This is a genomic window from Paenibacillus silvae (assembly GCF_014639235.1).
Classification (GTDB): Bacteria; Bacillota; Bacilli; order Paenibacillales; family Paenibacillaceae; genus Paenibacillus; species Paenibacillus silvae.
Genome location: NZ_BMFU01000003.1, coordinates 191,992 through 215,408 on the forward strand (window position 1 = coordinate 191,992; position 23,417 = coordinate 215,408).

Genomic DNA, 23,417 nt, shown 5'->3' on the forward strand with positions numbered 1-23,417 from the left:
GCTTATGCATTTTTGCCCTCTTTTCGAACAAACAGGCTAGCTGCAAATGCAACAGAGCTTACAAGCGGCAGTCCGCTAACCCAACCCACAAGGATGAGTACAGGTACCAGCATTAAAATCACGCCGAAAAACACCATCAGCCGCAGCTTTTCCTTCATGCCTTTAATGGCCCATATCAGACCTGCCAAAGACAGTACAAGTAAGAAAGCAATGTTGAATACATCCATATCCCCAGCCCCTTTGAGAAACTACATGCTGCTGCTTGATTCAAGCTGCCTGTTCATGTCGCCCTTTAACCCATTAGATAATCCACTACCGAGTACGAGATCACATGACGGTCTCTATATGTGCCAGTCACTGCATCCGGATGTGTACTGAGAATGCCATTCTGGAGCATCACCGGTCTGAAGCCACGCTCCACTGCACCCTGGTATGTAAACAGCACACACTCTTCTGCCGCAAATCCTGCTATAATGAGCAGCTCTACGCCCTGGCTTTTGAGCATCTGCTCCAGATTCGTTTGCCAGAACGCATTGGAACTTTCTTTGGTCAGGATAAGGTCCTCGTCTTGCACATCAATTTCGGGAATAATACGATACAACTCAGGTTCGGCTCCCTCCATGCCCTCCACGTCCTGCACATGTACAACGACATGGTTGTTTGAACGCAGGACGTTTGCCACATGATTCATATATTCGCTTGCATGGTCTATGGCCTTCTGATCCATCTTGGTCCTAACAATACTTTCTTGCATATCAACAATTAACAATGCTGTCTTCATTCGCTCTCTCCTTCAACGATCCAATTTTCGAATATTCAATTTTTCGTGCGTTCCTCTCCCCATCGTACCGTATAAACCGCTGAATAGGAAACCTCTCCAATAGAAAAAGAGCGAGCCATCTGGCTCACTCCATCCTGCTATCATTATAAGCGATTAATGATTCATAAATCGTTAATAAACAAATCTGCGCTGCGCCCAGTAGCTGAACACAAAGATCGAAATTTCAGTCAATATCTTGGCTGCGAGCAGCGGAATAATCAGTTTTTCATTGTAAAAATACAACAGGCCGTAGTTAAGCAGCAGCACCAGCAGTACGAGCGAGAAGTATTTGGGCAACGACTTCCGTATCTTCGAGTTTCGACCTGCGGAGAAAACATATTTACGATTCACCGTATAGTTGAACATAGAGCTGCACAGTCTTGCCGCTACCACGGACAGGAACAGATTATGCGTAAAATACTGTATGATGAATAATAAGCCAAAGTCAATCAGAGCCGATAATAACGAAGAGGTGCTGAACATCAGAATAGGCAGATAGATCCGAAACGAGTCGGCAAGAGGCCGGAAATGGGATGACTCGTTATGATCCAGATAGACCGTATCAATGAATTCCTCTGTAATCTCATACCCTTCCTTATGCGCGGTAAGCAGCATGTTCATCTCATATTCAAACCGTTCTCCTGGAATCTGGCACAGCCAGTCCAGCATTGCATAGGGGAACCCTCGTAAGCCCGTCTGTGTATCGTAAACCTTATTGCCTGTGGTCAGTGCAAATACGGAACGTGTAACCGCATTGCCGAAACGACTGCGGGCGGGAACCTTACCTGTAAAACGGCGGCTGCCAAGCACAATCCCGGGACTGGTTTGAGTAAGCAGCGTCTCGAAGATTTTGCGAATATCATGAGGAAGATGCTGCCCGTCACTGTCTGCACAGACCACCCCTCCTTGCGGCCCATGCTCTTTGATATGCTGAAAGCCTGTTTTGAGTGCCCGTCCTTTGCCTTGGTTCACTTCGTGAGTCAGTACCGTGCATCCATACGCCTCAGCAGTCTCGAAAATCCCCCGATACTCTGGTCCACTGCCATCATCCACGATGACGATCGGACCTAACTTAAACGTCTGCAGCTGCAAAACCAGATTTAATAAACGAACGTCAGGTTCATAGGATGGAATGAGGATTGTCATGTTATTTTCCCTCCGTTAAATACAGAATGTCACTTACGCCTCGCTCCTGATTACGTCCCAGTGGATTGTTAACCACTCTGCCCATGAAATACATCGTAGAAGAACCTCCACCGTCAAGGTTATACGCCTCGGTTGCACCCAGGTCTTTCATGGTTTGAGCAAGCTCCGCCAGCGTCATGCCCCGGCTGTCATTCTGTCTCCCATCGACCACCACAAACACATAATGGTTCGGAGCAATCATGCCAATGGCTGTTCGAGGGTTGGCATCCTGAATGGAGCGGTTACCAAAATTATTGTCTATTTTCACACTGCTGAAGTCACTGGTGATTTCCCCGTCTTGTACCAAAATCGGTCCAAAAGATAACGTGTTGGTAACTCCTTCTGCCAGCAGTTCTGAAGAAGAGATATCATTTTCGTTGTACGTTTTGATCGTCCCGTCATTGAATAAAGCCAGTGCATCCCTTGTCGGGCTGTCGCGATACAGCACCCCGTTACGGATAATGACACCATCATCACGGAATCCGTAGTAATCTCCATTCACGGCGAAGATTGCATTGTTCGCTGCCGCAATCTCCGATGTATCCTCCGTAATATTTGTTCCAAAGCTGTTATCCGCAAATGCACTTCGCAAACTGCTCGCATCCTTAGCCTGTACATCAGCCACATAATACGTAATCTGATCCGAGCCTGAGCCAGTCTGCACCTTCTGAATCTGGACCTTCAGATCATCACTGGAATAATTCCAGTCATCGGAGGTTGCATCTACATCGGTTGATGATGTTGTCGAGGTGGTTGTACCAGAAGCTGTTGCGCTTGTACTTGAGGCTGCCGAGTTACCATCCGCAACAACGACCTGTACGTGTCGGATCAGATAGCGGTCAGCCAGGCTGTATAGAATGCCTCCAATCGTCAGTACCACTACGAGGGTTATCGTAAGCCACCTGCGTTTTTTTCGCGAAGCAGGAGTTATATGTTGGTCTTTCCGGGTTAGTTCATTAAGCTTTTTCTTCATGTGAAGTTCACCTCTTCATTTAAGTTGTTACAGCCATATTAGGCCCGCTATCTTAAATGAATCTGAAAGAGAAGAGATGAATTAATTGGAATTGCTATGCATTGAAACAGATTGTAACGCATATAAAAAGGCCCTCTGATTCCATCAAGGAATTCAGAAGACCTCCGTGTTCGTAATATTCTCTTACATAAACAAAGCATCATATGCCGGACAAGGCCGCTTTTCCAGAAAGTCTGTCAATGCAGCGGGTTGTTGCTTATAGATATCCCGCAGCGACGTTCCTTTATAGATGTTACCAATCACCACCGGATGACACAGCTCACAGATCAGAATATCTCCGTTGCCATGCAGATGCAGCTGTTTCGTACCATCCACACAGTTCGAGAAATACACCCCCGGCTGCTCGCGCAGATTCAATCGGTCGGCAAACCGATCCATACATGTAAAATAGAGCGTTGTATCCGGCTTTTTATTTTCAATTAATGCCTTGACCGATTGCACAAGCGACGCTTTGGAGACAATCTGGCTCCAATCGGTATGCGGCATCTTGATGCTGTTCTGTATCTCATGGATGCGCACGCCCAGCTCATAAACCTTATCGCTGATGGCCTGCATATTTTCCTGATTGCCTTCAAACAGCAGTGTCTCCAGCACGGTCTCCAGACCCAATTGTGTGCACAGACGAATGTTCTGCTCCAATCGCTCATACATGCGTGGATGCACACGGTAGTAGGCAGCATACGACTCCGCATCCGTATAGTTAAATGAGATATGGATATTGGAAAGGCCCGCGTCCCGCAGGGCAATGATTCGTTCCTCTGTCAGCAGACTTGCATTAGTGTTCAGCTGTGTATCTATGCCATGTGCGGAACAGTAGCGAACAATCTCAAGGCAGTCCTTGTATTTCAGCGTCACTTCGCCGCCCGACAAGCGTACCCGCTTGAGATGCGGAAGATCACGGATGATTCGGATGACCTCCGTGCTGCCGATACACTCGCCATCATCCCGATTGTAGGCGCAACAGTAATCGCATTTATAATTACAATTGGATGTCACCCCCACCTCCAGCCCTTCCAGCTCATAGACGCCGGGACTCTCCAGTTCAAGTGCTTTATATTTGTTTCTGCTTGTCATAACCATGCCTCCTCATTCCTTGCTTGCTGCATTTCAGTTGCTGATAACCTGAAAATTATAGCGAAGCACCCGTAGAAGAGGATATGACATTATGTACGTTGAGGAGTTATGTCCATCATTCAAGGCCATAATCTGTTCTTGCGCCACTGCTCGTCTTGATACGTATATTGAACACGGATATGTTTGCGATCTGGATCACCTTGCCAAAACTCCACTTCCTGTGCGTGCACAGCATATAAACGCCAATGAGGCTCCGCAAAATCGGGATTATCCTGAAGAACCTTCTCCTGAAGTTCAATGGAACGATTCAAATCGTGCTCATTAGCTAATATCTCACTCTGACGCTGTGTCATGGCGACCGCTCTGGCTCCAGGTTTTCGTTTTCGGAAGTCCGCAACTCCTGCCTCGTCTCCCTGATCCTGGGCTGTCCCCCTGATCCGGATTTGTCTTCCTAATGAAGGCCAGTATAAGGTAAGTGCCACCTTTGGGTTATCGTTCAACTGCTGGCCTTTTCGACTGGTTGAACTGGAAGCAAAATAAAACGTATCCTGAATAATGTTTTTTAAAATTAACACTCTCGCATCTGGATAACCATGTTGATCCACTGTTGAAAGGGTCATCGCATGGGGCTCCTTTACGTTGTTCTCCACAGCCAGTTTCAACCAGTCCAAAAATAACTCTCCTGGCCGGTTAGGCAACTGTTCTAAATTCCAGGCCGGGAACGGCCCCGATAATGACTTTAATTGATGCAGCAGCTCTTCTGGTTTATCGCTCATAACTCACTACCTCCCTATTCCCTCGGTTTATTTTTGCATTTTCTTATCGATTAGACTTGAGGTTTTCTGCTTTACGATCTCAGATGAGAAATTCTATTCATTTCTAATACACTCCAGCCGTTTTGCTGCCTCTCAAAAGTATGTATGCTGGTGTTGTAGATGGGATAAAAACTGGACGTATTGCTCCACTCCCTGTTTAATAGAACATAATAGAGGATATTAATCACCCCTCCGTGTGTGACCAGGAGAACATTAGATTTCATCTTCTTCGCTTCAAGTTGAATACATAAATTCTCAAATGAATTTCTTATTCTCGTATAAAAATGTTTCGGACTCTCGCCGCCCGGAAAGGCAGTATGCATCTCTAGCGTATTAAAATAGATCCCGGGGTACTTTTCCTCCGCTTCCGCATGAAGCATTCCTGCCAGTTCACCATTGTTCATCTCACGCCAATCCGGTGTGTACGTAACAGAGATATCCAATGCTGCTTCAATCTCCTTACTCGTCTGAACCGCACGAGGGAGATCACTGCTTATAACCGTTTGAATATCATATTGCTCTGCATGCTCATACAAATATTTACCCAGCATTTTAGACTGATTAACGCCCAATTCGGTAAGGCCTCGTTGACTCCAGCCACCGCGATACCCTTCTTCATCTGCGCCATGTCGTACCAGAAAAATCTTCAATGTGTACCGTCACCCTTCACTGTCTCATTTCAAATATGTTATAACGGTTGGATATCTAATAGAAATGACCGATCTCAAATCTTTTCGATTCAAGTTCGGTCATCTCCTGCTACATTATTTAACGAACAAATGTATTTTGCACACGTTCAGACTTAATAAAATACGGAATCCAGATCGCACAAGCAATGGCGGATCTTGCAATGTCCCGAATAGAGCTTCCGTCTGCCAGTTCTCTCGCCATCGGAATCTGAGAGAGCAGCAGTGAATCCACGATGACTACTGTAAGGCTAAGACTATAAAAAATAATCATCAGGCGCGGAAGGATCGCTTTTTTACGATAAAAAGCAACGATGACATACACCGTAAATAATAGAAACAATATGTTGTAAATGGCCTCAAAAATAATCACCGGACCCCATAGTGGGTGATAATAAGCTGAATCTTTCGAAGTGAGAATCTCCCATGTCTCTGTATTTAGAATGGGTAAAACAGACTGGCTAATCTGTGCAAGGAGCATCACTAATGTGAACCACAACCCAATCTGGATTAGGATCAGCCAGCCTCCAAGCCCAGACACACCCAGTGGACGATATTCTCTCATTGATTCTTGAAATGGTTCTTGTCGAGGATCTTGCTGCACTTCTAACACGTCCTTCTCTCATGTTGTTTTTTTACCGCCGCTATCCGATTGCGTAAAAATTTACACAGCTTCCTTATTGTACTACATTGAAGAAATGAGGCATACTCATTTTTTTCCTCCTCCCCTTGATAGGGTTCGTTATACTTACACCATGTTCCGTCCAGTCTGTTCATGTCATAATTCAACGTAACAACAGCAGTCGAAGATGCTGCTTTACGATTGCTTTTAATATTGAAGGAGGATGTAGCCATGCCTGATCCAAAATTAACGTTACTGCCTTTTGCCGATATATCCGGTTATACCGAAGGTTTTGATATTGTCTCCGTGCAGTCGGGACACGACGGCCTTGCATATGTACTGCTTATCAATCAAGTCCCTGAGCGAAAACAAGGTATGTTTGTGCAAACCAAATTAAACAAGCCTTACACGTACAAAGTGCTGATCGTATCCGATCAATATGTCCAGGATGTCGTCATCGGGGAACAACATTATCACTACCATTACGTGCAGCCATTGCAAGAACATCTGCTGCTCGTTGGTGCGCGCTGCACCTATTACGGAAACAATCAATTTGATCTGAATGCCAAGGTATGTGATATGGAGGGCGCGGCGATTCGAGAATTTTTGCTTGGGGATGGGATTGAGAGTGTACAGGTGACGAAGCATGGAACGATCTGGACGAGTTACTTCGATGAGGGTATTTTTGGGAACAATGGCTGGGAACAGCCTGTTGGGGCGAACGGTTTGCTGGCTTGGGATGCATACGGGAATGTGCTCTATAAAAATACAGCCGCTGACATTGCTGACTGTTATGCGCTCAACGTAATCAACGAACAGGAAGTCTGGTTTTACTATTATACTGACTTTACCCTTGGCTGTTTTTCAGGAGGGGTTGAACCGGAGTCTACTCGAGTGAACTTTCTGAATCCAAATATATCAGGGTCCTCAGGCTTCTGTACGGATGGATATCACTTCCTGTTTGAAGCCGGGTACGGGAAGCATTTAACATTTATTTTCAAAAAAATGCATAAGCCTGGTAGCCTCACCGAGGGGACGGAGGTCACATTGCTGAACGAAAAAAACACCCCGTTCCAACAGGCACGACAGGATTATCGGCAGGATCGCCTGCTGCTGAATGAGGGGAACTTGCTGTATCAAGTAACGATGAAAGAGCTGTTATCTGTTATAGAGTAGCCTCCAATAAGCTGAGGAATGAGGGAAACGATCAAAAAGAGCTTTAAGATCATGCCTTAAAAGACAATCCCTCTTCCTCCAGCGATTTACGCAGTGTAGGCATGGACGACGGCCCGATCCCGTGCAGCTTCAGAATCTCTTTTTCCGTATACTCAGCAAGTTTCGATAATGTCGTAATACCTTCCGCTTCAAGTGCACGTCTTACCGGAGCAGATAGCAGGCTCATAAATCCCTCTTTTGGTTTCCGTTCAGCCTCACACTTGGGACAAGTCGAACAGTCACTCTTTTTAACAAATGTATGTCCCTTCTCGCATGTCCGTCTTTTTCCTTTAGCAGCTGTCATATGGGCTTTCCTCCTTATAAATTGTATAATACCTTTGATAAATAAGTTCACTAGAATGAAATTTGATTTGCAGGAGTGTGTTTAAATGAATTTTAAAGAAAAGCTGCTCTACATACAAGAAAATCAATATCAAGCACCCACGGATGCCTTCGACTTGATACAAGAAATGTTACATAACATCGGTACGGTAGACGCACAATTGCGTGATGAATTGATCTATACCACCTTATCTCACTGGATTCCTAGCCTTCCTCTGACTACATACGAATTAGAACAGATTTTAACTATCGTTTTAGATGACAACCACTTACTTTTCAAACTAGGTGAAACCCATTCAGATTCTGTCTTCACACGGTCTTTTTCCATGCTGGTTATCCCACTTCTTCTCACGAGACATAAAGAAACGCCGTTCCTGTCCAATGAGCGTATTCATCAGATTAAAGATACTGTCTTTCATAACATACGAAACGAGAAGGATTACCGCGGATATGATGAAACCAAGGGTTGGGCTCACGCTGTAGCTCATGCTGCTGATGTTTTGGAAGATTTGGCTCAATATAATGAATTAGATGAGGCTGATTTATCAACGATGCTGGATTTAATTTATGAGAAAATGACAATTAGCAAACGTATCTACTCCGATGGAGAAGACGAACGAATGGTGAAACCAGTCATGTGTATTCTGAATAGAAACCTGCTTAGTCAGACATACATTCTACAATGGATTCAACGTTTTGGTACCGTGGAGAATGAATCCGAATTTTTGCCTGCCTTCAGGCAAAAAAATAACATTAAGAACTTCCTCAAAAGTCTTTATTTCAGAATTAAATTTCATGGAGTGTATGATGCTGCCTTATGTCCAACGATCGAGCAAACATTATATAAAGTAGAACCGGTCTACTATTCATCCTGAAGATATGTTACAGCCCATACGCTGCAAAAATGGCCGCATACTTCTTCTCAAAGATTGCCCAGCGATTTTCAGCTCCGTATTCGGCGTGCAATTGTTGTAGATATTTCTGAGCAGTCGTCGTATCACCATTTTGCAGCAGGAAATGAAAGGTTTCTTCACTCAAATGCAGTGCGGTTATTTTCATATAATATTCCACAATATCTCTGGCGCTGGTTATGTTCTTCATATATTCCATAGCTTCTTCCAAATGGGACAACAATACTTTTGAGAAGGTAACCAGGTCAGTGTCAGGTGTCAACGAGTAGCGGTCTGGAGCAGACGGAACAGCCTCTTCAATCCTGCAGATCCAATGAGCCTGCTCCTGCATCGTTTTACCGCCCGATATCCTAGACTGCAGCTCCGCCAGCTCCTTGGAATGAATCATGCAGTTAATATAAAAGCGAACGTGATTGGCTGTATTGGCTTGGGACTTCTGAAAGTTGAATTCGTAAATAAGATCGCCTTCGACTCTCCGAAAATTCAGAGCTTTTTTGGTATAACCTTGACGGGCAAACAAAGGTTTTACTTCATTTTTGATCATCTCTTTAAACAGCTCCTGCAACGAAACTCCCTCCTATCTATGCCTGTTCGATTTTATAATAATACGGCCCGCACATCGATTCATGCGTATGCACGTATGTCCATGTAAACGCCTTGTCAAAAATATAGATATCCTGCTGCTCATCAAAATCAGCTGCGACAACAGCGCTTGCATTTTCGTAGACTTGTATATACGGTGAATCCTCATACATCACATATAATTCATGTTTGTCTTCCGCATCGAAGGCTGCTCTGGCCTCATTGTTCTGCAGGCAATCCTGCTGCTCGTAACTGAACATATGCCATTTGAACTGGCTGTAGTGGATGACCTCTTTCAAAAGTTCATCCAGATGATGTGCAAACACCTCATCCCAGCGCTGAATAATTTCCTCGGATTCCTCGCAGAGCTCGGTCACTTGAACTCCCTTGTCCTTGAGCGTTTTCTGATACATATATTTGCGGTGCACCATTTCAATATATGTACGAGCCACATTCAGCTCATTTTTCGGCAGCACATCCAGCATCCGATTAATCTCATCACGAACCATGTGGAGCCCTCCTTATGTAGATGTTGCATCTGAATTTGGATCAGCTTCGCTCTGCTTCACGCAGCTCATAAGCCAGCTGATACATCTCAGCAATATCATGCCGGTTCTGCTGCTGGAAACGCCGTACCGCTTCATCGATATCAACTACCTCAACCATTACCACCTGCTCCCCATCCTCGGGATTAAGCGGATCACCGACCAATTCCACATTACCGTAACCAATGACTCTAACGAAATGTGGATGCGGAATGTGAGGCCGATACGGCTCAAGCGCACTAGAGGTGCAGTGAAACTGCCCAAAAACCTTATAGCTGCGCAGCTCTGCTCCTAACTCTTCCATTAATTCACGTTTCAATCCCTGCATATAGCGCTCGCCTGCTTCCAGAGTTCCTCCGGGCAGTTCCCACAATCCGTTATCCAGTTGAAACACAACACACTGTTCCCCGACAAAAGGAATGATGCTCACATTGCTCACCAGTGTCTCGTCTACTTGCTCGCCCAGCCGGAACTCAGCCTCTACAATTCCCCAGTGGATCGAGTTGCTTAGTGCTGGAAATTGTTCTGCATCTATGCCACTCATCTGTATCCCATCCTCTCCAATTTCTATTCCCGATGTCTGATATTATGTAGTGATCTGATTCAAGTGCGCATACACCATACGCTTCCAATTATAGTCGAAAACACAAAAAGAAGGCCACCTTCCCACAGGGAAAATGTACCTTCCATTCACACGTTCCATATCAATAATGAACCATGTATCTCCTCGAATCATAATTCAAACGTCTCTAGTGCTGAACCAGCTTTCCCTTTTCCAAAAAAAGAACCCGGCTGCAAAGCGGCAAAATCCGCTCATCATGCGTAACCATCACCGCGCTCTTGCCCTGCTCCTTCACGAGCCGAGCAATCGTGCCTACAATATCCAGCCCGCGCTCCGCATCCAGGCTAGCTGTCGGTTCATCCGCCAGCAGCACGGCTGGATCATTCATCAGCGCCCGCGCAATGGCAACACGCTGGCGTTCGCCGCCGGACAGCTTGTCAGTGTAAGCTTTCCGCCGATGGGATAATCCCACCGTCTCCAGCAGTTCACCTGCACGGCGCTCAGCTTTGCTTTTATCCATACCCGCAAGCTTTGCCACCACCATCAACTGCTCCTCCACCTTCAGGTACGGAATGAGATTCGCACTTTGAAAAATAAAACCGAGCTGGCGCAGTCGCACATCCGAGATATCCGTTTTGCTTTTGCCCATAATCGAAGTGCCATCCAGCAGTACCTCCCCATCCGTTGGTTCAAGCAGTGCGCCTGCAATGGACAGAAACGTGCTTTTGCCTGAACCCGAAGGGCCCATCACCGCGACAAGTTCCCCTTCTGCAACCTGCAGATCGAGCTGATCCAGAATCATACGCTGACTGCCGCCGTCATCAAATGTCTGGGTAATCCCTTGTAATACCAGTCGGTTTCTCATGCTGCCGTCCTCCCAATCGCATCGAGTGCATCAATTTTAGTGACTTTCCACACCGAGAATAACGAACCTGCCATCGACATCAGGATGAATAACGCACAGGTTAATGCAAGCGTAGATATTCCTAATTGAAATGGCATGGATGCTGGAAGAACGGATTCAAACAGCCGGACAAGCAGAACGCTAATCACCAGACTGCCCACGGACAACAACAACACCTGTAGCGACACGCTGCCTGCCAAATAACTGTTTCGTGTACCAATCGCTTTTAAAATGCCAAATTGACTGGTCTTCTGAATCGTAATGACATAGAAAAATACCGCAAGCACAAAGGCCGAGATGACATACAGGAAAGCAATCATCATTAGTAATGAGCCCTGCTCTTCCTTGTAACCTGGAATGGCGGATACCGCGTCCGATTTGGTGATGATCTCTGTCTTTGGCAATGCAGCACTTAGGCCGCTCACCTGATCATCGGTACCTTTGACCGCAATCGCATTGTAGACTGGCGCACGCTCTGCAACAGATGAAGTCCCTGTGCCGACTACAGCTTCTGTGCTCGTTGCATTTTTTTCATTGCCAGTACCAGCGGCGGTATGAACTTCTGCACTTGTGCTTATGCTTGTTCCAGTGCCAGTTTCGGTGTCTGCTCCACCTATTGTAGATGTTGCCTGCACTTGGCGTGATCCGGCTTGCAGTGCCAGCCACTCCTGCTCATTCAGAAATACCACCGGGGCGTGACTGAACGATTCATTTTGCACAAAACCACTTACAGTCCACTCCGTTCCCGAAGCTTGATCCACCAGAACCGTGCCGATCTTCACACCGGATTTCGCCAGCTTCTGATCAACCACAACCTGACCTGCGGACTGATCATTGATCGCTTTGCTCTCGGTGATGGTCGGTGCAAGCCAGCTGCCCGGATTCACCATGAAAAGTGTGACATCGATCTTTTTGCTGTCGTCTGCCGGGCTAACCGTCGTCATTCTGACCCCAAGCGGCTCGGCATTGTCCTGTCCGACAACAGCACGTGCCTCATTCAGCTCCTGCTGACCTACCTGTGAACGAGTGAAGCGATGATTTGAATCCTGTTCGAGCACAAAATGGGTTGCTGCCATATTTTTAATCGAAGCCGCGTTATCATACGACAGCCCCTGTGCAAGTCCGGTTACAAACAACACCAGAAACGACACCAGCACCATAATGGTCGCAATCAAGGCGTAACGTCCCTTTGCAAATCTCATTTCCCGTATAGCCAAGTACATATGCTCTGACCTCCCTCTTGATAACCCAAGTATAGGAGGTGAAAATGAACGGAAAATGAATAACTCATTACATCTGCGGAAGAGTTACCGTAAATACCGTTCCTTCGGCTGAACTGGACACCTCAATCGTGCCGTGATGAAGACGAATTATTTTCTGCACAATCGCAAGGCCCAGACCAGTTCCGCCGGAAGAACGTTCACGTGCATGGTCCACCCGGTAGAAACGGTCAAACAGAAACGGCAAATGCTCCGCTGCAATCCCGTCCCCGGTATCCTGAATATGAACAACACATGCCGTCTCCGTCTGCTCGGCTCGAATCTCGATGCTGCGTCCTTTCGGCAGATGCTGCACGGCGTTGCCAAGCAGATTCATCCAGACCTGCATCAGCAGCACTTCATTGCCCGTAATCGTTATGGACTCAGGAACGGACATGCGTAGCGATAACTCTTTCTCCTCCAACTGCCATTGCAACACTTGGACCGCCTGACGGAACTGGCCTTTGAGCGAGAAAGTGGTTTGAGTTTGCGTCATATCTTCATGACCCTGTTCCAAGGAAGACAGGAGTAACAATTGTTTACTGAGCAACGAGAGATGCCGGCTCTCTTTTTCAATGATGGATGCATAATGCGCTCGTTCTTGCTCTGGTAATTCACGGTCCGCCACCAACTGCGCAAATCCCTGAATGGAAGTTAACGGCGACTGGATCTCATGGGATACGTTGGACACAAACTGTTGCCGCGCTTGATCCACCCGTTCCAATTCACGACTCATCGTCATAAAATGCTGAGCCAGCTGCCCGATCTCGTCACGTCTTGCTGTATTTAATTTCAGGTTATAATTGCCTTGCGCAATGCGTTTTGTCGCTTCGGACAGACGTTCAATCGGATTAACCAGATAACGCGTGCTGAACAGAAAGATCAGGACACTGATACCCACCGTTAATGCTCCAATGAGCGCGAAAAAGATGCGCAGTTCTCCAAATTGCAGAATAACATCGGGACGCATGAACATGGCATAGCGATTATCACCAACTTGCAGCGGAATACCAACCGTATTGCTTAATTGATTGTCGAAAAAACCCGTGATAAAAGGTTGGCTTGGGAACTCGGCTACGCCATGATACACCTTACCGCCCAGTACCTGACGAACGGCCTGTGGATCGAGATCCTTTTTGCGGAATTCACGTCCGTAGAACTGATCGGAACCTTGACCATCTGTGACATAGATTTCGTATCCTAATGCGGCTGCGTTGTGAAGATATTGCTCCACCGTATCAGGCTCGGGCTGGTCTTCGGCAAATTTTTTCATATCCATGGCGATACCGACCAGCTTCTCATCGTTAAAGTCTTTAAGTTTGGCGTGGTAATAGATGTTGGAGAAAAAGAACCCGAGCACACTGCTGACAATGATCACCGCTACCGTAATCAGAAATATCCGAACATACAATGTTCTCAATGGGACTTCACCTCGATTTTGTATCCAATGCCCCGTACGGTCTGAATGACAAAATCGTCGGAATAATCGGCAAAACGGTCACGAAGCCGCTTGATATGTACATCCACAGTTCGGTCATCCCCCTCATAATCCGCTCCCCAGACAAGTCGGATGAGCTCATCCCGCGAGAACAGGCGCCCTGGAAACTGAGCAAGCTGGGACAATAATTCAAACTCCTTCATCGGTAAAAATAAAATTGACTCCCCGTCGCTCACCTCCACATTGTTGCGGTCAATCACAATCCGGTTCATGCGAATCATATCGCTGGAAGTCCGATGATATCTGCGGAATAACGCTTTGACCCGGTACACGAGTTCCTCCGGCTCAAATGGCTTGGTCACATATTCATCCGTGCCCCGCAAGTACCCTTCTTTCTTATCCGCCAGCTGATCCCTTGCGGTCAGCAATATAATAGGAATGTCGTAATGCTGACGAATGTAATCACACAGTTCGAGTCCGTCCATGCCTGGCATCATGACATCCAGGATCGCGAGATCGATGGGTGTGTCCTGTATGATTTTGACCGCCTCCACTCCGTCCTGTGCTTCATGTACCCGGTATCCCTCCTTCGTCATGACATGGCGCAGCAGTGCGCGAATATTGGCATCATCGTCTGCCAACAGCAGATGTTTCATCTCGTTGTCCGCCCTTCTATAATCATCCTGCACCGATGGTAGCATAAACAGAAAGCAATTTGCCAGTGCAGTTGCCAGTATCGTTCTCTGTGCCGATCCATGTTTATATTTGCTCCAATTGGGTTGACACTACTGTAGGACGGAATTATAATAAACACATAACATATGAGTGATTGCTCATATGTTCATATTAAATAAAAACAGTTGTTTATCGGGGACAAACAGCAGTAGCATTGAAACATGTAACACAACTCTATTCAGGACAACAAGATATATCAACTAAAGTGATTGTTACAACAACCTGCAACAGAACCCCACGCATTTAAACTTGCAACACGTAACAAACATGTCTCACTCAACTGCAACAGGCAACTTACATAACGGAGCAAGGCTCCCAAGGAGAGGATTTCAATGTCAGGACACCAACATAGTCACAATCATGGGCACGACCATGGACACAATCACGCACATGGCACCAATAACAAAAAGGTACTGCTCTTTTCCTTCATTATCATTACCTTTTACATGATCGTAGAGGCCTTCGGAGGATTCATCACCAACAGCCTGGCTCTCATCTCCGATGCAGGCCACATGCTCTCGGACTCCATCGCACTCGGAATTGCTTTACTCGCATTCACATTCGGGGAAAAAGCCGTCAATACGGGCAAAACCTACGGTTATAGACGCTTTGAGATTCTGGCAGCAACGTTAAACGGCGTTACGTTAATAGCTATTGCGCTTTACATTTTCTACGAGGCCATTGGCCGCTTCATCAACCCGCCTGAGGTTGCAACGATGGGCATGCTGATTATCAGTACAATCGGATTACTTGTGAACATTCTAGTTGCCTGGATTATGATGCGCGGCAGTGATACGGAGGGCAATCTGAACATGCGCGGGGCATACTTGCATGTCATCAGTGACATGCTCGGTTCCATCGGTGCAATCGCCGCTGCTCTGCTGATGATGTTCTTCGGCTGGGGCTGGGCTGACCCGTTGGCAAGTGTAATTGTGGCGGTGCTTGTATTGCGCAGTGGATTCTATGTCACCAAATCTTCTTTGCACATTCTCATGGAAGGCACACCTGCCAACGTGGATGTTAACGACCTCGTGCAGACCATCCAGCAAGTGGATGGCGTCAAAGGAGTACACGATGTGCACGTCTGGTCGATCACCAGCAACCTGAACGCATTGACCGCACATATTGTCGTAGATGGCACGATGGATGTATATGCGTCCGAAATTCTGGTGCAGAAAATCGAGCACCTGCTTGAACACAAAGAGATCAAACATGTCACCTTGCAGGTTGAGTCTGAAAAGCATCTTCACGACACCTCGGTACTTTGCACTGTAAAAGGTGACGCCCCTGATGCGCATGCGCATCACCATCATTAAATTTGTCACAGGCGGATTGCCTGCCAATACCAGTTAAAATAAAACAGGACGATTCCCGTAAATAGGATCGCCCTGTTTTTTGCGTTGCTGTAACGTTAACGTCAGCGCTGTGTTGGCATAGCATTATGCTTAGCATTAGCTTAGCATTAGCTTAGCGTTAGCTTAGCGTTAGCTTAGCGTTAGCTTAGCGTTAGCATTGGCATTAAAATTAGCTCTATGCTGTTTTGTTTATGTTGTCTATGCTGTTTTGTTTATGCTTTTTATACTGCAATCCACTCCAGAAATTCCAGTCGATTGCCAAAAGGGTCATTCACATAAAAGCGCTGGACTCCCTCATCTGCTCTTGCCTCGTCGTCAACAACTTGAAGGTTGTGCAGACGAAGATGCTCGCGCAGCTGTTCCAGGTTCTGTACATGAAATGCCGGATGAGCCTTGGTAGCAGGTGCAAAATCCAGCTGAACACCAATATGAACCTGATGATCGCCGCATTGAAACCATACACCGCCGCGTTTCTGCAGCAGTTCAGGCTTTGCAATCTCAGTCCAGCCCAATATTTGATGAAAAAAATGACGGGCCTCTGCCTCACAGCCGACAGGGCCTGCCAGCTGAACATGGTCAATCCCGTTGAAATGAAAGTTCATGGTTATTCATCAACCCCCCCTCTTAGTTTCACTTGATGAAACTAAGTTTCGTTTTATGATTCCATTTTATAGATAAAAGAGCAATAAATCTAGTTTGTTTTTCAACAAAACACGTCTAACATATGGTGGAATCTTCTTTCCATGCTACGGATAAGGCACCTTTTCCTTGTCATCACTCACAGAGGCTTTGCCAAGCTCAATACCAAGTGCATCAGGAATATCCACAATAACTTCGCATCATCTAGGAGCGCTAACGATCTGGAGAAGCCTTATTCAGGCGAATTTGGGCTCCCCCAAATTCTAACGATTCACAGAGACGCTATTTAGCTATTTTTCGTAGAAAAAAGGGCGATTTTGAGCTTTTTAGATGGAATAAGCTTCCTAGGAATCGTTAGAATTCTGACACCCCCGATTTAGGGCAAATAAGCTTCCTGGGAATCGTTAAAATTGTAGTTCATGTCTGAGCCCGACGTTGACGGTACTATTCATGAAATATAGAAGAAATATAAACAATGACAAGAGCCCTGGCACAAAGCCAAGGCTCTAGACATCACAACTTTTACTTTTACTTTTACTATCTCCTTAATGTTACCCTTACTCTGATTCCTGCAACCCATACCTTAACTATTAATCGTACTATTACAGTAAACCTAACTCTGACGGCCTCGATTACTCTAAACCAATATAAACCTGCAACTCTGCCTTTTAACCCAACAATTAATCAGCCGTGAGAATACGATCATTAACCAGTGCTTTCAGAAAAAACACCTCATCCCTCACCGGCGCACGCCCCTGTTCTCGTTTAAACGACTTCATCGCTTCGTCCAACGACGTAGAGCTCACCGCTTGATTGCATGCTTTCAATTGGCCGAAAAACACGTCCATTTCCTCTGCATCACAAACCGACTCATGTCCGAGTAGAAAATGCACGGCATCATATCGCTGTATATCCTCAATCATGTGAAGCAGCAGTGCTGCTTATAATGAAATAAAGAACGCGTCGTCGTAGAATAAGGACTATCCCCAAGGAAAAGCGTTTTTTCCTCGGGAACATATACAATAGTCGAGTCGTCCGTATGTGTACTGCGAATCTGTTCCAGCATACGAACTTTGTTCCCCAGATCAAGCTGGAGCGTCCCCTCAAATACCATTCCCGACGTGCCTGGTCTAAACGACTCCCTGTCTAGCATTTCATTCTGTATGACTTCCATCGCGTGTGCACTAATCCGTTTATTCTCTACATGCTCAAGCAGCGCAGTATCATCAAAAGCATATTCCCGCCATTCGTTCAAACGCTGTTCGGTTAGACGATTTACAATAACGATCGCATCACCATATTCATTCATTCCCAGGAAATGATCCCAATGAGCATGAGTAATTACAACATATCGTACTGGGGGTACCTGCAAACGCTGAATTTCGGTCAGAAACTCCCGGGCGTGCTGAACCGAATTGCCCGCATCAATGACAAGGCTATATTTTTCTCCACATACCAGACCCAGTACGGGTCTCTCTCTTTCATTATCATTCACCATATAATAAATGGACTCGCTTAATTGTTTTAACATGTCAATTCTCCTCTTTTATGAAGTTTGAGATCATAGGCAGAGAAAAACCACATGTATCTTTGAATACATCACATGGATTTCTCCCTGTTTATGCGTTTACCAATGGAATCACCTCTCTCGATACAATGTTTATTCTTTTCAAATGTGGATACAATCCACCTAGCTCCAGTATCAGAACAGGATGCTAGAAGTTAAGCTTCCAGGCGTTATCATTTATCCCACTCCGCTGCTGTGTGCATTATGTGCTGTCCCCACTCATTCCACGCTCGGAGATACTCGGGCAAGTCTTGAGGATGATGTTTGTTACTAAGCCCGATCCGACAGTATAAATGAACCATCGCTTCCTCCATCAATCTGGATTGATGCATGTCGGCATGCTCTAACTGCTCGAATACTTCCCACAACATCGCCGGATCAAGGTCATCGGGTGAGGAAGAAAAGGCGTACAGAAAATCATAAATAACCGGGCCCACCATGGGAGACGGATCGATAACTCCAATCAATTCCTTTTGCTCAAACACAAAATTATGAACCCCTGTATCTCCATGCAAAATAAACCTCGCGTCCTCCTCCTTCTGAAACAGACGATTGACTAGAATTTGAACCAGATCATAATCTTCCGTGCCAAGCACGTCACCCAGATTCTCTCTGGCCTCTTCAATACTAATCTGGTTGAATTCCCTCCACGTCCTGCGCGGAAGCTCCATTCTTCCCCATGAGGCTGTATCCGCCACACGTACATATGTATTAAACAGCTCTTTCACCAGCCGGGTTAACCAGCTCTTCTTTGGTCCCCGATTGTAATGAGTTTCACCCGTCATATAGCTGTATACAAAACAGGTGCTGTCCGAGCCTGCAAAGAGAAGGCTCGGCAGCAGCCGTACATCACTGTACGTCTCCAGAAACTGCCGGGCAATACGGATTTGTTCTGAATCATCCCACTTCAAAATATACTGTTCACCCGAGCTTGCACGCAGCCTGAACACCCGTCCTGCCGTCGTGCCCGACATCATTTCAGCTTCTACAATTTCTTCATCAATCCGATGTTCCTGAAACAGCTTGTTGATATCTTGCATGTGTTGATTGTTATTATGCATATATGCTCCTGTTCTCTTTTATACTCTGAAATCATAGGCTGATCCGCTACCCCTTCTCGAACGGATTATCCGCACTGGTCACTTCCTGTATAATTACGATTGGATCGGAGATCAAGCCAAGCTCGTCATCTTTGGGATACGTTACCGCTATAGTAGGTTCTGGCCCGGCAAATGCCATCATCGACTCCATATCCTCCCACATCGTACACAGGAAGAAATGAGCGTAGGCCCCCTGCTCTACCACCTTTAAATACGCTCCGCGATTTCCTTCTACCGCCAACGTATCTTTTACCCCTGTTTCATACTCATATTCCAGAAAAGCTTCCTTATTCTCCAGCGGCACCGCTCCATGCCATGTTCTGGCGATCATACAATCACTCCTAACCTCAAACTCGGTCCATTTTTTATTGTAACATGTGCGATAAAACCGGCTGTACAATTTATCCTTTATTTCCAACAATCCAATGTACCGCTTCCAAAATATCTGCGGCAATGTATTCCGGCTCAGTCTCTGCCCATTTATCTCTGAATTTCGTTAATGAAGATTCGCACCAGCCTGTTCTGACCATAATCTTGATTGCTCCTACAGCATGAGCAGCAAGCATATCCGTCTCGCCTACATCACCAATAACGATGCACTTCGTCAGATCCAAACCGTGCTGCGCTGCGGCCTGAAGCAGCATGCCTGGCTTGGGTTTTCGACAGCTGCACTCTTCCTCATGTGAGCAAATATAGGCCTGATCGAAGCCATATTCCTGAAACTGCTGCTCAAATTCCTGAACGGTCGCTTGTCCGCGTGAAATTCGGTGTTGGTTGGTAAGGGCAAATACCTTCGTTCCCGTCCCCTTAAGAAGCTGAATGGCTTCCTGTGCATTCGGATATAACTGAAAATCTCTCGGATGAATAAAATGTCCCGTACCTCCGATGGTGCCATCTCTGTCAATAAAAACAGCTTGAATGTCTCCATTTGCATACCTCATATTCATTCACTCCCGATCAAGTTATGGGCCGAGCCTACTATCCAATCAACATATGCATTTTCTACCGTTACACCTTTTCATCTAATGTCTCTCCCTCACTGTATTCCTGCCATACCAAAGGTAGAGAGAATCGCTTGTTCATATCTCTCCCACTCAAAACAAAATGGGCCTACCTGAAGTTTTTGATCATCCAGCATAAAATCTTTCCAGATTACGATATCATCCTTTCGATCAATCTTCACTGAAATATATCCACATTCCTCATCCCCACACCAAGGACATACGAGAATGGGATAGCGGTCATACATGAATTCATGCGGTGTTCTAAGCAAAAAATAATCGAGCAGCAGTTTCTGATAGTCATCACTGCCCCATCCCAGACAGGGAACCAAATCATAATTTTTTTCCATCCTCTGGTAGAACGATCTTCCATCGATAATAATATCCGCGAATTTCGTGTTTTTGTTTCCGTCTTGCTCTGGATCATGTTCTTCATATCTTTAGATAATCTGGTTTCTATGGTGCTAATCTTCAAATATTTTCTTCTCCTCACTCTATCTCGGCAACAATATCAGTGCAGCGTACAATTAATTCCGACATTGGTTCTCCGTCCAAAAGCACATGAAGCTCATATCCGTTGTCGATTCGATACAGCTCCTGATACAGCCAGTATCTGCCGACAAGCTCGCCCTCTTGCTTGAGAATCTCAGGTGCAGTCAGCGTCAGTTTGTTGATCTCAGTAAAGCCGCCTCTCGGGTCAAACCGCAGGACAAGCTCATCGCCCGTCAGCAGTTCCGTCAACTGACAATCATGAAATTGCAACTTACGATGAATGTCAGCCGGAATATTCTGCTTTACCATAGCATCCCTGTACTCCTGCAATACACGTTCCATCTCTTTGATATTTTCTTCACTCTTCTTCTTAAGCTGCCGCATGACCTCGCGTGTGCAGTACCCCAGCGAGAATACACGAATATCCGCAATCTGTTCCAAAATCTCCGCGGGCAAGCGCTCCGCATGGTACTTGTCATTCCATTCCATGGCTTCCAGGTAGTCTTCTTTACACCGCTTCTCATCAAAAGCAGGACGAGCATCGTACTCGGCAATCAGCTCCTCGATATGAGCACGCTCTTCGGGAGGCATATGATACACGAGTTGATCTTCCTCCGTCACGTCTTCCCCGCTAAATGCTTTGTCTACCCGGGTCATGACCTGACCATCATGCTCCAGCATGAAACGTGGATCGGTGTCGTACACATCTCGCTGGAGCTTTACATGCTCTTTTTCCTTCCGTTTATACAGCCGTTGATAAAGAGCTTCGTCCAGTGAAGCCGCCCCTTTATGTACTCTCATGCCAAAATGAAGCCCTGTCTGCTGACAAGTTTCGTACCACTCTTTTGTTAAAAATTTCATAGGCGCCTCTCCTGCTCGTACAGCTTTTTAATCTGCGAGGCAAATTTGGCTGCACCAGGGATATGTGTACGTTTGAAATACGCCGTTAACTGCTTCGGATGATTTTTGACCATGTCATATTCGATGACCGTGTGGGCAACGACTGATCTTGTGAATCCCAACACCTCCACCACCTCAGACCGATCCCCCGCTTCCGGTTCCTCGCCCGCAGCGAATTCTCCGTCCGGATCATCATCTAACTCTTCACTAAACGTTAACCTCGCAATTACATACGACATAATGGATGCCTTGTCTTCGTCGATCTGCCCCATAATCCACTGTACACATTCCTCTTCGGTTGGCGCAGGGCTGTCAACTCCCTCCAGAACATATTTCCGCTCTTTAAAAGAATCCATCAGGATAGGTGCTTCATAACTGGCATGTTCAACAAATTTCAGCTGAGGTTTAAGCTGAACGAGTTCAGCTATCCTATTTTGATACCAATCGCTGGTTAGAAATTGCTCTATGGTTTGCATCGCCGTTCCTCCAGAATCTCCAGTCTAAACAATCGCTTATATTCAACAGACGTATTTTGCTACGCCAAGGTTTGAAAAAATTTATACTTTATCTCTTTGTCGTTCCGCGCGGCCCATTCATGGACGGCTTCTACCCCTGCGGTCTCTTGATCTCTCTTAAAATAAAAGCATAAATCCGTCGGTACAAGTCGTTTCCCATACATTTTAAGGCCAATCCGTCTGTAGTTGATGTAAATACACTCAATCTGGGATGCATCGTATCTCCGATTTTTCATCGAAATGACATGATCTGCCTCCAGCGCAATGTTCGGTTTGGAGAACAGCACACGCCGAATAAGAAAAACAATATAAACTAAAATATAAACAAACAATAATAAGCCAAAGTATTTCAATACACCATTTCCACTAAAAAAAACACTTCTGAATATAATGATCTCTATCATCAGCATACACATCAAGTTTAACAATGCTCTTGGATAAAACGTCTTAAATATGATGAGATATACCTCCTATTCATTCTCTATATTAATCTGCAGCCACTTGGAAGGAGCCTTTTTGGCAAAATGCTTTTCCACAAAGTCCAAAGTATCATCAATTCCGGGCAAGGCTGCGTGCTGCTTTGCTTCTTCAAATGTCATCCATTGGTAATCGCTATGCTCATGATTTAACTGGACAGGCTGATGCTCGTTCACATACCCTACAAAGACAGGGGCCATATAAATATAATCCTCTGTCGGTGAATAGAACTGCTCGAACTGATTAGACGTATATAAACGTACCTCCGTGATGCCCGTTTCCTCCCGGATTTCCCGAAGCGCGGCTTCCCATGCCTTCTCACCATGCTCAATACCGCCACCGATATAACACCATTCGTTATGCAGCATCCGGCCAGCCCGCTTGAGCATCAGCACATGGTATTGGTCCAGACACCTTTTCATCAGCACAACAGCCACCCCTTCACAACGGATCGGCACGGTCTGTTTAGATGGATCGGTTGCATCGGTTGAGTGTGCCGGAGTATCCTTTGTGGACTGATTAGCTTGTGTAGATCTATTGGCTTGCTTGTTTTGGTGAGAATAGCCTGATGGATTCGTTTGATTCGCTCGGTTTACGCCTTGAGCATTTACGGTATCGTGCATTTGTTTTGCCCTCCCGTTAT

General features: G+C 45.9%; 30 protein-coding genes. 3 read left to right on the forward strand and 27 right to left on the reverse strand.

Annotated elements, in window-relative coordinates:
* Nucleotides 1-2: 2 nt before the first annotated feature.
* The 8 genes from IEW26_RS11640 to IEW26_RS11675 all read right to left on the reverse strand — a co-directional run bounded on the left by IEW26_RS11640 (nt 3) and on the right by IEW26_RS11675 (nt 6,217).
* Nucleotides 3-227, reverse strand: a complete 225-nt coding sequence (locus IEW26_RS11640) for a hypothetical protein (RefSeq protein WP_188592537.1) — start codon at nt 225-227, stop codon at nt 3-5.
* Between the two features lie 65 nt (nt 228-292).
* Nucleotides 293-781, reverse strand: coding sequence for a cysteine hydrolase family protein (locus IEW26_RS11645; RefSeq protein WP_188592538.1), 489 nt, complete (start codon nt 779-781; stop codon nt 293-295).
* A gap of 171 nt (nt 782-952) precedes the next feature.
* On the reverse strand, nt 953-1,966 hold the full coding sequence (locus IEW26_RS11650; protein ID WP_188592539.1) for a bifunctional glycosyltransferase family 2/GtrA family protein: 1,014 nt from the start codon (nt 1,964-1,966) through the stop codon (nt 953-955).
* Between the two features lies 1 nt (nt 1,967).
* Nucleotides 1,968-2,978, reverse strand: coding sequence for a phosphodiester glycosidase family protein (locus IEW26_RS11655; RefSeq protein ID WP_111272530.1), 1,011 nt, complete (start codon nt 2,976-2,978; stop codon nt 1,968-1,970).
* Between the two features lie 183 nt (nt 2,979-3,161).
* Nucleotides 3,162-4,112, reverse strand: coding sequence for a radical SAM protein (locus IEW26_RS11660; protein ID WP_145403206.1), 951 nt, complete (start codon nt 4,110-4,112; stop codon nt 3,162-3,164).
* Between the two features lie 119 nt (nt 4,113-4,231).
* The gene (locus tag IEW26_RS11665) at nt 4,232-4,888 is read right to left on the reverse strand and encodes a pyridoxine/pyridoxamine 5'-phosphate oxidase (RefSeq protein ID WP_145403207.1); all 657 of its coding nucleotides are present in this window, start codon (nt 4,886-4,888) and stop codon (nt 4,232-4,234) included.
* A gap of 71 nt (nt 4,889-4,959) precedes the next feature.
* Nucleotides 4,960-5,577 (reverse strand): histidine phosphatase family protein, encoded by a 618-nt coding sequence (locus tag IEW26_RS11670; protein WP_145403208.1) that lies wholly within the window; start codon nt 5,575-5,577, stop codon nt 4,960-4,962.
* Nucleotides 5,578-5,695: 118 nt separating this feature from the next.
* Complete coding sequence (locus tag IEW26_RS11675) at nt 5,696-6,217, reverse strand: DUF2569 domain-containing protein (protein WP_229729813.1); 522 nt, start codon at nt 6,215-6,217, stop codon at nt 5,696-5,698.
* Nucleotides 6,218-6,466: 249 nt separating this feature from the next.
* Between IEW26_RS11675 and IEW26_RS11680 the strand changes: the two genes are divergently transcribed.
* On the forward strand, nt 6,467-7,411 hold the full coding sequence (locus IEW26_RS11680; RefSeq protein ID WP_188592541.1) for a YxiH-YxzG fusion protein: 945 nt from the start codon (nt 6,467-6,469) through the stop codon (nt 7,409-7,411).
* A gap of 49 nt (nt 7,412-7,460) precedes the next feature.
* On the opposite strand, the gene IEW26_RS11685 is transcribed toward IEW26_RS11680, so the two are convergent.
* Entirely contained in the window at nt 7,461-7,754 is a 294-nt protein-coding gene (locus IEW26_RS11685) for an RNA polymerase alpha subunit C-terminal domain-containing protein (RefSeq protein WP_188592542.1), read from the reverse strand.
* A gap of 85 nt (nt 7,755-7,839) precedes the next feature.
* Between IEW26_RS11685 and IEW26_RS11690 the strand changes: the two genes are divergently transcribed.
* Nucleotides 7,840-8,667: a DUF2785 domain-containing protein gene (locus IEW26_RS11690; RefSeq protein ID WP_188592543.1), complete on the forward strand. Its 828-nt coding sequence runs from the start codon at nt 7,840-7,842 to the stop codon at nt 8,665-8,667.
* Nucleotides 8,668-8,674: 7 nt separating this feature from the next.
* Here IEW26_RS11690 and IEW26_RS11695 read toward each other — a convergent pair whose 3' ends face one another.
* The 7 genes from IEW26_RS11695 to IEW26_RS11725 all read right to left on the reverse strand — a co-directional run bounded on the left by IEW26_RS11695 (nt 8,675) and on the right by IEW26_RS11725 (nt 14,649).
* Nucleotides 8,675-9,268, reverse strand: coding sequence for a DUF4304 domain-containing protein (locus IEW26_RS11695; RefSeq protein ID WP_188592544.1), 594 nt, complete (start codon nt 9,266-9,268; stop codon nt 8,675-8,677).
* A 16-nt stretch (nt 9,269-9,284) separates the two neighbouring features.
* Nucleotides 9,285-9,794: a DUF4275 family protein gene (locus IEW26_RS11700; RefSeq protein WP_188592545.1), complete on the reverse strand. Its 510-nt coding sequence runs from the start codon at nt 9,792-9,794 to the stop codon at nt 9,285-9,287.
* A gap of 40 nt (nt 9,795-9,834) precedes the next feature.
* Nucleotides 9,835-10,374, reverse strand: coding sequence for an NUDIX hydrolase (locus IEW26_RS11705; protein WP_188592546.1), 540 nt, complete (start codon nt 10,372-10,374; stop codon nt 9,835-9,837).
* Between the two features lie 205 nt (nt 10,375-10,579).
* Nucleotides 10,580-11,257 carry an ABC transporter ATP-binding protein gene (locus IEW26_RS11710; RefSeq protein WP_111272540.1) on the reverse strand — a complete coding sequence of 226 codons (678 nt, stop codon included), beginning with the start codon at nt 11,255-11,257 and terminating at the stop codon, nt 10,580-10,582.
* The gene (locus IEW26_RS30325) at nt 11,254-12,519 is read right to left on the reverse strand and encodes an ABC transporter permease (RefSeq protein ID WP_229729814.1); all 1,266 of its coding nucleotides are present in this window, start codon (nt 12,517-12,519) and stop codon (nt 11,254-11,256) included. Before IEW26_RS30325 ends, IEW26_RS11710 begins: the two co-directional genes overlap by 4 nt.
* 67 nt (nt 12,520-12,586) lie before the next feature.
* Complete coding sequence (locus IEW26_RS11720; RefSeq protein WP_145403217.1) at nt 12,587-13,975, reverse strand: sensor histidine kinase; 1,389 nt, start codon at nt 13,973-13,975, stop codon at nt 12,587-12,589.
* The gene (locus IEW26_RS11725; RefSeq protein ID WP_145403218.1) at nt 13,972-14,649 is read right to left on the reverse strand and encodes a response regulator transcription factor; all 678 of its coding nucleotides are present in this window, start codon (nt 14,647-14,649) and stop codon (nt 13,972-13,974) included. Before IEW26_RS11725 ends, IEW26_RS11720 begins: the two co-directional genes overlap by 4 nt.
* A 411-nt stretch (nt 14,650-15,060) precedes the next feature.
* On the opposite strand from IEW26_RS11725, the gene IEW26_RS11730 reads away from it, so the two are divergent.
* A complete protein-coding gene (locus IEW26_RS11730; protein WP_145403219.1) occupies nt 15,061-16,044 on the forward strand; it encodes a cation diffusion facilitator family transporter in 984 nt (327 codons plus the stop codon).
* A 260-nt stretch (nt 16,045-16,304) separates the two neighbouring features.
* On the opposite strand, the gene IEW26_RS11735 is transcribed toward IEW26_RS11730, so the two are convergent.
* The 11 genes from IEW26_RS11735 to IEW26_RS11780 form a co-directional block, all read right to left on the reverse strand.
* Nucleotides 16,305-16,685: a VOC family protein gene (locus IEW26_RS11735; RefSeq protein ID WP_188592547.1), complete on the reverse strand. Its 381-nt coding sequence runs from the start codon at nt 16,683-16,685 to the stop codon at nt 16,305-16,307.
* Between the two features lie 717 nt (nt 16,686-17,402).
* Nucleotides 17,403-17,645, reverse strand: a complete 243-nt coding sequence (locus IEW26_RS30330) for a hypothetical protein (RefSeq protein ID WP_229729815.1) — start codon at nt 17,643-17,645, stop codon at nt 17,403-17,405.
* Nucleotides 17,642-18,253, reverse strand: coding sequence for an MBL fold metallo-hydrolase (locus IEW26_RS11740; RefSeq protein WP_229729816.1), 612 nt, complete (start codon nt 18,251-18,253; stop codon nt 17,642-17,644). Before IEW26_RS11740 ends, IEW26_RS30330 begins: the two co-directional genes overlap by 4 nt.
* A gap of 209 nt (nt 18,254-18,462) precedes the next feature.
* Complete coding sequence (locus tag IEW26_RS11745; protein WP_188592548.1) at nt 18,463-19,350, reverse strand: phosphotransferase; 888 nt, start codon at nt 19,348-19,350, stop codon at nt 18,463-18,465.
* A 46-nt stretch (nt 19,351-19,396) separates the two neighbouring features.
* Nucleotides 19,397-19,720 (reverse strand): hypothetical protein, encoded by a 324-nt coding sequence (locus IEW26_RS11750; protein ID WP_111272548.1) that lies wholly within the window; start codon nt 19,718-19,720, stop codon nt 19,397-19,399.
* Between the two features lie 70 nt (nt 19,721-19,790).
* Nucleotides 19,791-20,330 (reverse strand): HAD-IIIA family hydrolase, encoded by a 540-nt coding sequence (locus IEW26_RS11755; RefSeq protein ID WP_188592549.1) that lies wholly within the window; start codon nt 20,328-20,330, stop codon nt 19,791-19,793.
* Nucleotides 20,331-20,425: 95 nt separating this feature from the next.
* A complete protein-coding gene (locus tag IEW26_RS11760; RefSeq protein WP_308423463.1) occupies nt 20,426-20,740 on the reverse strand; it encodes an oxidoreductase in 315 nt (104 codons plus the stop codon).
* 139 nt (nt 20,741-20,879) lie between these two features.
* The gene (locus IEW26_RS11765) at nt 20,880-21,743 is read right to left on the reverse strand and encodes a DUF4085 family protein (protein WP_188592550.1); all 864 of its coding nucleotides are present in this window, start codon (nt 21,741-21,743) and stop codon (nt 20,880-20,882) included.
* The gene (locus IEW26_RS11770; RefSeq protein WP_188592551.1) at nt 21,740-22,258 is read right to left on the reverse strand and encodes a hypothetical protein; all 519 of its coding nucleotides are present in this window, start codon (nt 22,256-22,258) and stop codon (nt 21,740-21,742) included. Before IEW26_RS11770 ends, IEW26_RS11765 begins: the two co-directional genes overlap by 4 nt.
* A 59-nt stretch (nt 22,259-22,317) precedes the next feature.
* Entirely contained in the window at nt 22,318-22,650 is a 333-nt protein-coding gene (locus IEW26_RS11775) for a hypothetical protein (protein WP_229729817.1), read from the reverse strand.
* 117 nt (nt 22,651-22,767) lie between these two features.
* The gene (locus IEW26_RS11780) at nt 22,768-23,397 is read right to left on the reverse strand and encodes an NUDIX hydrolase (RefSeq protein WP_229729818.1); all 630 of its coding nucleotides are present in this window, start codon (nt 23,395-23,397) and stop codon (nt 22,768-22,770) included.
* Between the last annotated feature and the right edge of the window lie 20 nt (nt 23,398-23,417).

What these genes read in the sequence shown, in the direction of transcription:
- IEW26_RS11770 (WP_188592551.1), bottom strand. Translation starts at nt 22,258, where the DNA reads ATGCAAACCATAGAGCAATTTCTAACCAGCGATTGGTATCAAAATAGG.
- IEW26_RS11725 (WP_145403218.1), bottom strand. Translation starts at nt 14,649, where the DNA reads ATGAAACATCTGCTGTTGGCAGACGATGATGCCAATATTCGCGCACTG.
- IEW26_RS11780 (WP_229729818.1), bottom strand. Translation starts at nt 23,397, where the DNA reads ATGCACGATACCGTAAATGCTCAAGGCGTAAACCGAGCGAATCAAACG.
- IEW26_RS11760 (WP_308423463.1), bottom strand. Translation starts at nt 20,740, where the DNA reads ATGGAAAAAAATTATGATTTGGTTCCCTGTCTGGGATGGGGCAGTGAT.
- IEW26_RS11755 (WP_188592549.1), bottom strand. Translation starts at nt 20,330, where the DNA reads ATGAGGTATGCAAATGGAGACATTCAAGCTGTTTTTATTGACAGAGAT.
- IEW26_RS11685 (WP_188592542.1), bottom strand. Translation starts at nt 7,754, where the DNA reads ATGACAGCTGCTAAAGGAAAAAGACGGACATGCGAGAAGGGACATACA.
- IEW26_RS11650 (WP_188592539.1), bottom strand. Translation starts at nt 1,966, where the DNA reads ATGACAATCCTCATTCCATCCTATGAACCTGACGTTCGTTTATTAAAT.
- IEW26_RS11735 (WP_188592547.1), bottom strand. Translation starts at nt 16,685, where the DNA reads ATGAACTTTCATTTCAACGGGATTGACCATGTTCAGCTGGCAGGCCCT.
- IEW26_RS11655 (WP_111272530.1), bottom strand. Translation starts at nt 2,978, where the DNA reads ATGAAGAAAAAGCTTAATGAACTAACCCGGAAAGACCAACATATAACT.
- IEW26_RS11680 (WP_188592541.1), top strand. Translation starts at nt 6,467, where the DNA reads ATGCCTGATCCAAAATTAACGTTACTGCCTTTTGCCGATATATCCGGT.
- IEW26_RS11750 (WP_111272548.1), bottom strand. Translation starts at nt 19,720, where the DNA reads ATGATCGCCAGAACATGGCATGGAGCGGTGCCGCTGGAGAATAAGGAA.
- IEW26_RS11740 (WP_229729816.1), bottom strand. Translation starts at nt 18,253, where the DNA reads ATGTTAAAACAATTAAGCGAGTCCATTTATTATATGGTGAATGATAAT.
- IEW26_RS11665 (WP_145403207.1), bottom strand. Translation starts at nt 4,888, where the DNA reads ATGAGCGATAAACCAGAAGAGCTGCTGCATCAATTAAAGTCATTATCG.
- IEW26_RS11640 (WP_188592537.1), bottom strand. Translation starts at nt 227, where the DNA reads ATGGATGTATTCAACATTGCTTTCTTACTTGTACTGTCTTTGGCAGGT.
- IEW26_RS30325 (WP_229729814.1), bottom strand. Translation starts at nt 12,519, where the DNA reads ATGTACTTGGCTATACGGGAAATGAGATTTGCAAAGGGACGTTACGCC.
- IEW26_RS11710 (WP_111272540.1), bottom strand. Translation starts at nt 11,257, where the DNA reads ATGAGAAACCGACTGGTATTACAAGGGATTACCCAGACATTTGATGAC.
- IEW26_RS11660 (WP_145403206.1), bottom strand. Translation starts at nt 4,112, where the DNA reads ATGACAAGCAGAAACAAATATAAAGCACTTGAACTGGAGAGTCCCGGC.
- IEW26_RS11730 (WP_145403219.1), top strand. Translation starts at nt 15,061, where the DNA reads ATGTCAGGACACCAACATAGTCACAATCATGGGCACGACCATGGACAC.
- IEW26_RS11745 (WP_188592548.1), bottom strand. Translation starts at nt 19,350, where the DNA reads ATGCATAATAACAATCAACACATGCAAGATATCAACAAGCTGTTTCAG.
- IEW26_RS11690 (WP_188592543.1), top strand. Translation starts at nt 7,840, where the DNA reads ATGAATTTTAAAGAAAAGCTGCTCTACATACAAGAAAATCAATATCAA.
- IEW26_RS30330 (WP_229729815.1), bottom strand. Translation starts at nt 17,645, where the DNA reads ATGATTGAGGATATACAGCGATATGATGCCGTGCATTTTCTACTCGGA.
- IEW26_RS11765 (WP_188592550.1), bottom strand. Translation starts at nt 21,743, where the DNA reads ATGAAATTTTTAACAAAAGAGTGGTACGAAACTTGTCAGCAGACAGGG.
- IEW26_RS11705 (WP_188592546.1), bottom strand. Translation starts at nt 10,374, where the DNA reads ATGAGTGGCATAGATGCAGAACAATTTCCAGCACTAAGCAACTCGATC.
- IEW26_RS11700 (WP_188592545.1), bottom strand. Translation starts at nt 9,794, where the DNA reads ATGGTTCGTGATGAGATTAATCGGATGCTGGATGTGCTGCCGAAAAAT.
- IEW26_RS11645 (WP_188592538.1), bottom strand. Translation starts at nt 781, where the DNA reads ATGAAGACAGCATTGTTAATTGTTGATATGCAAGAAAGTATTGTTAGG.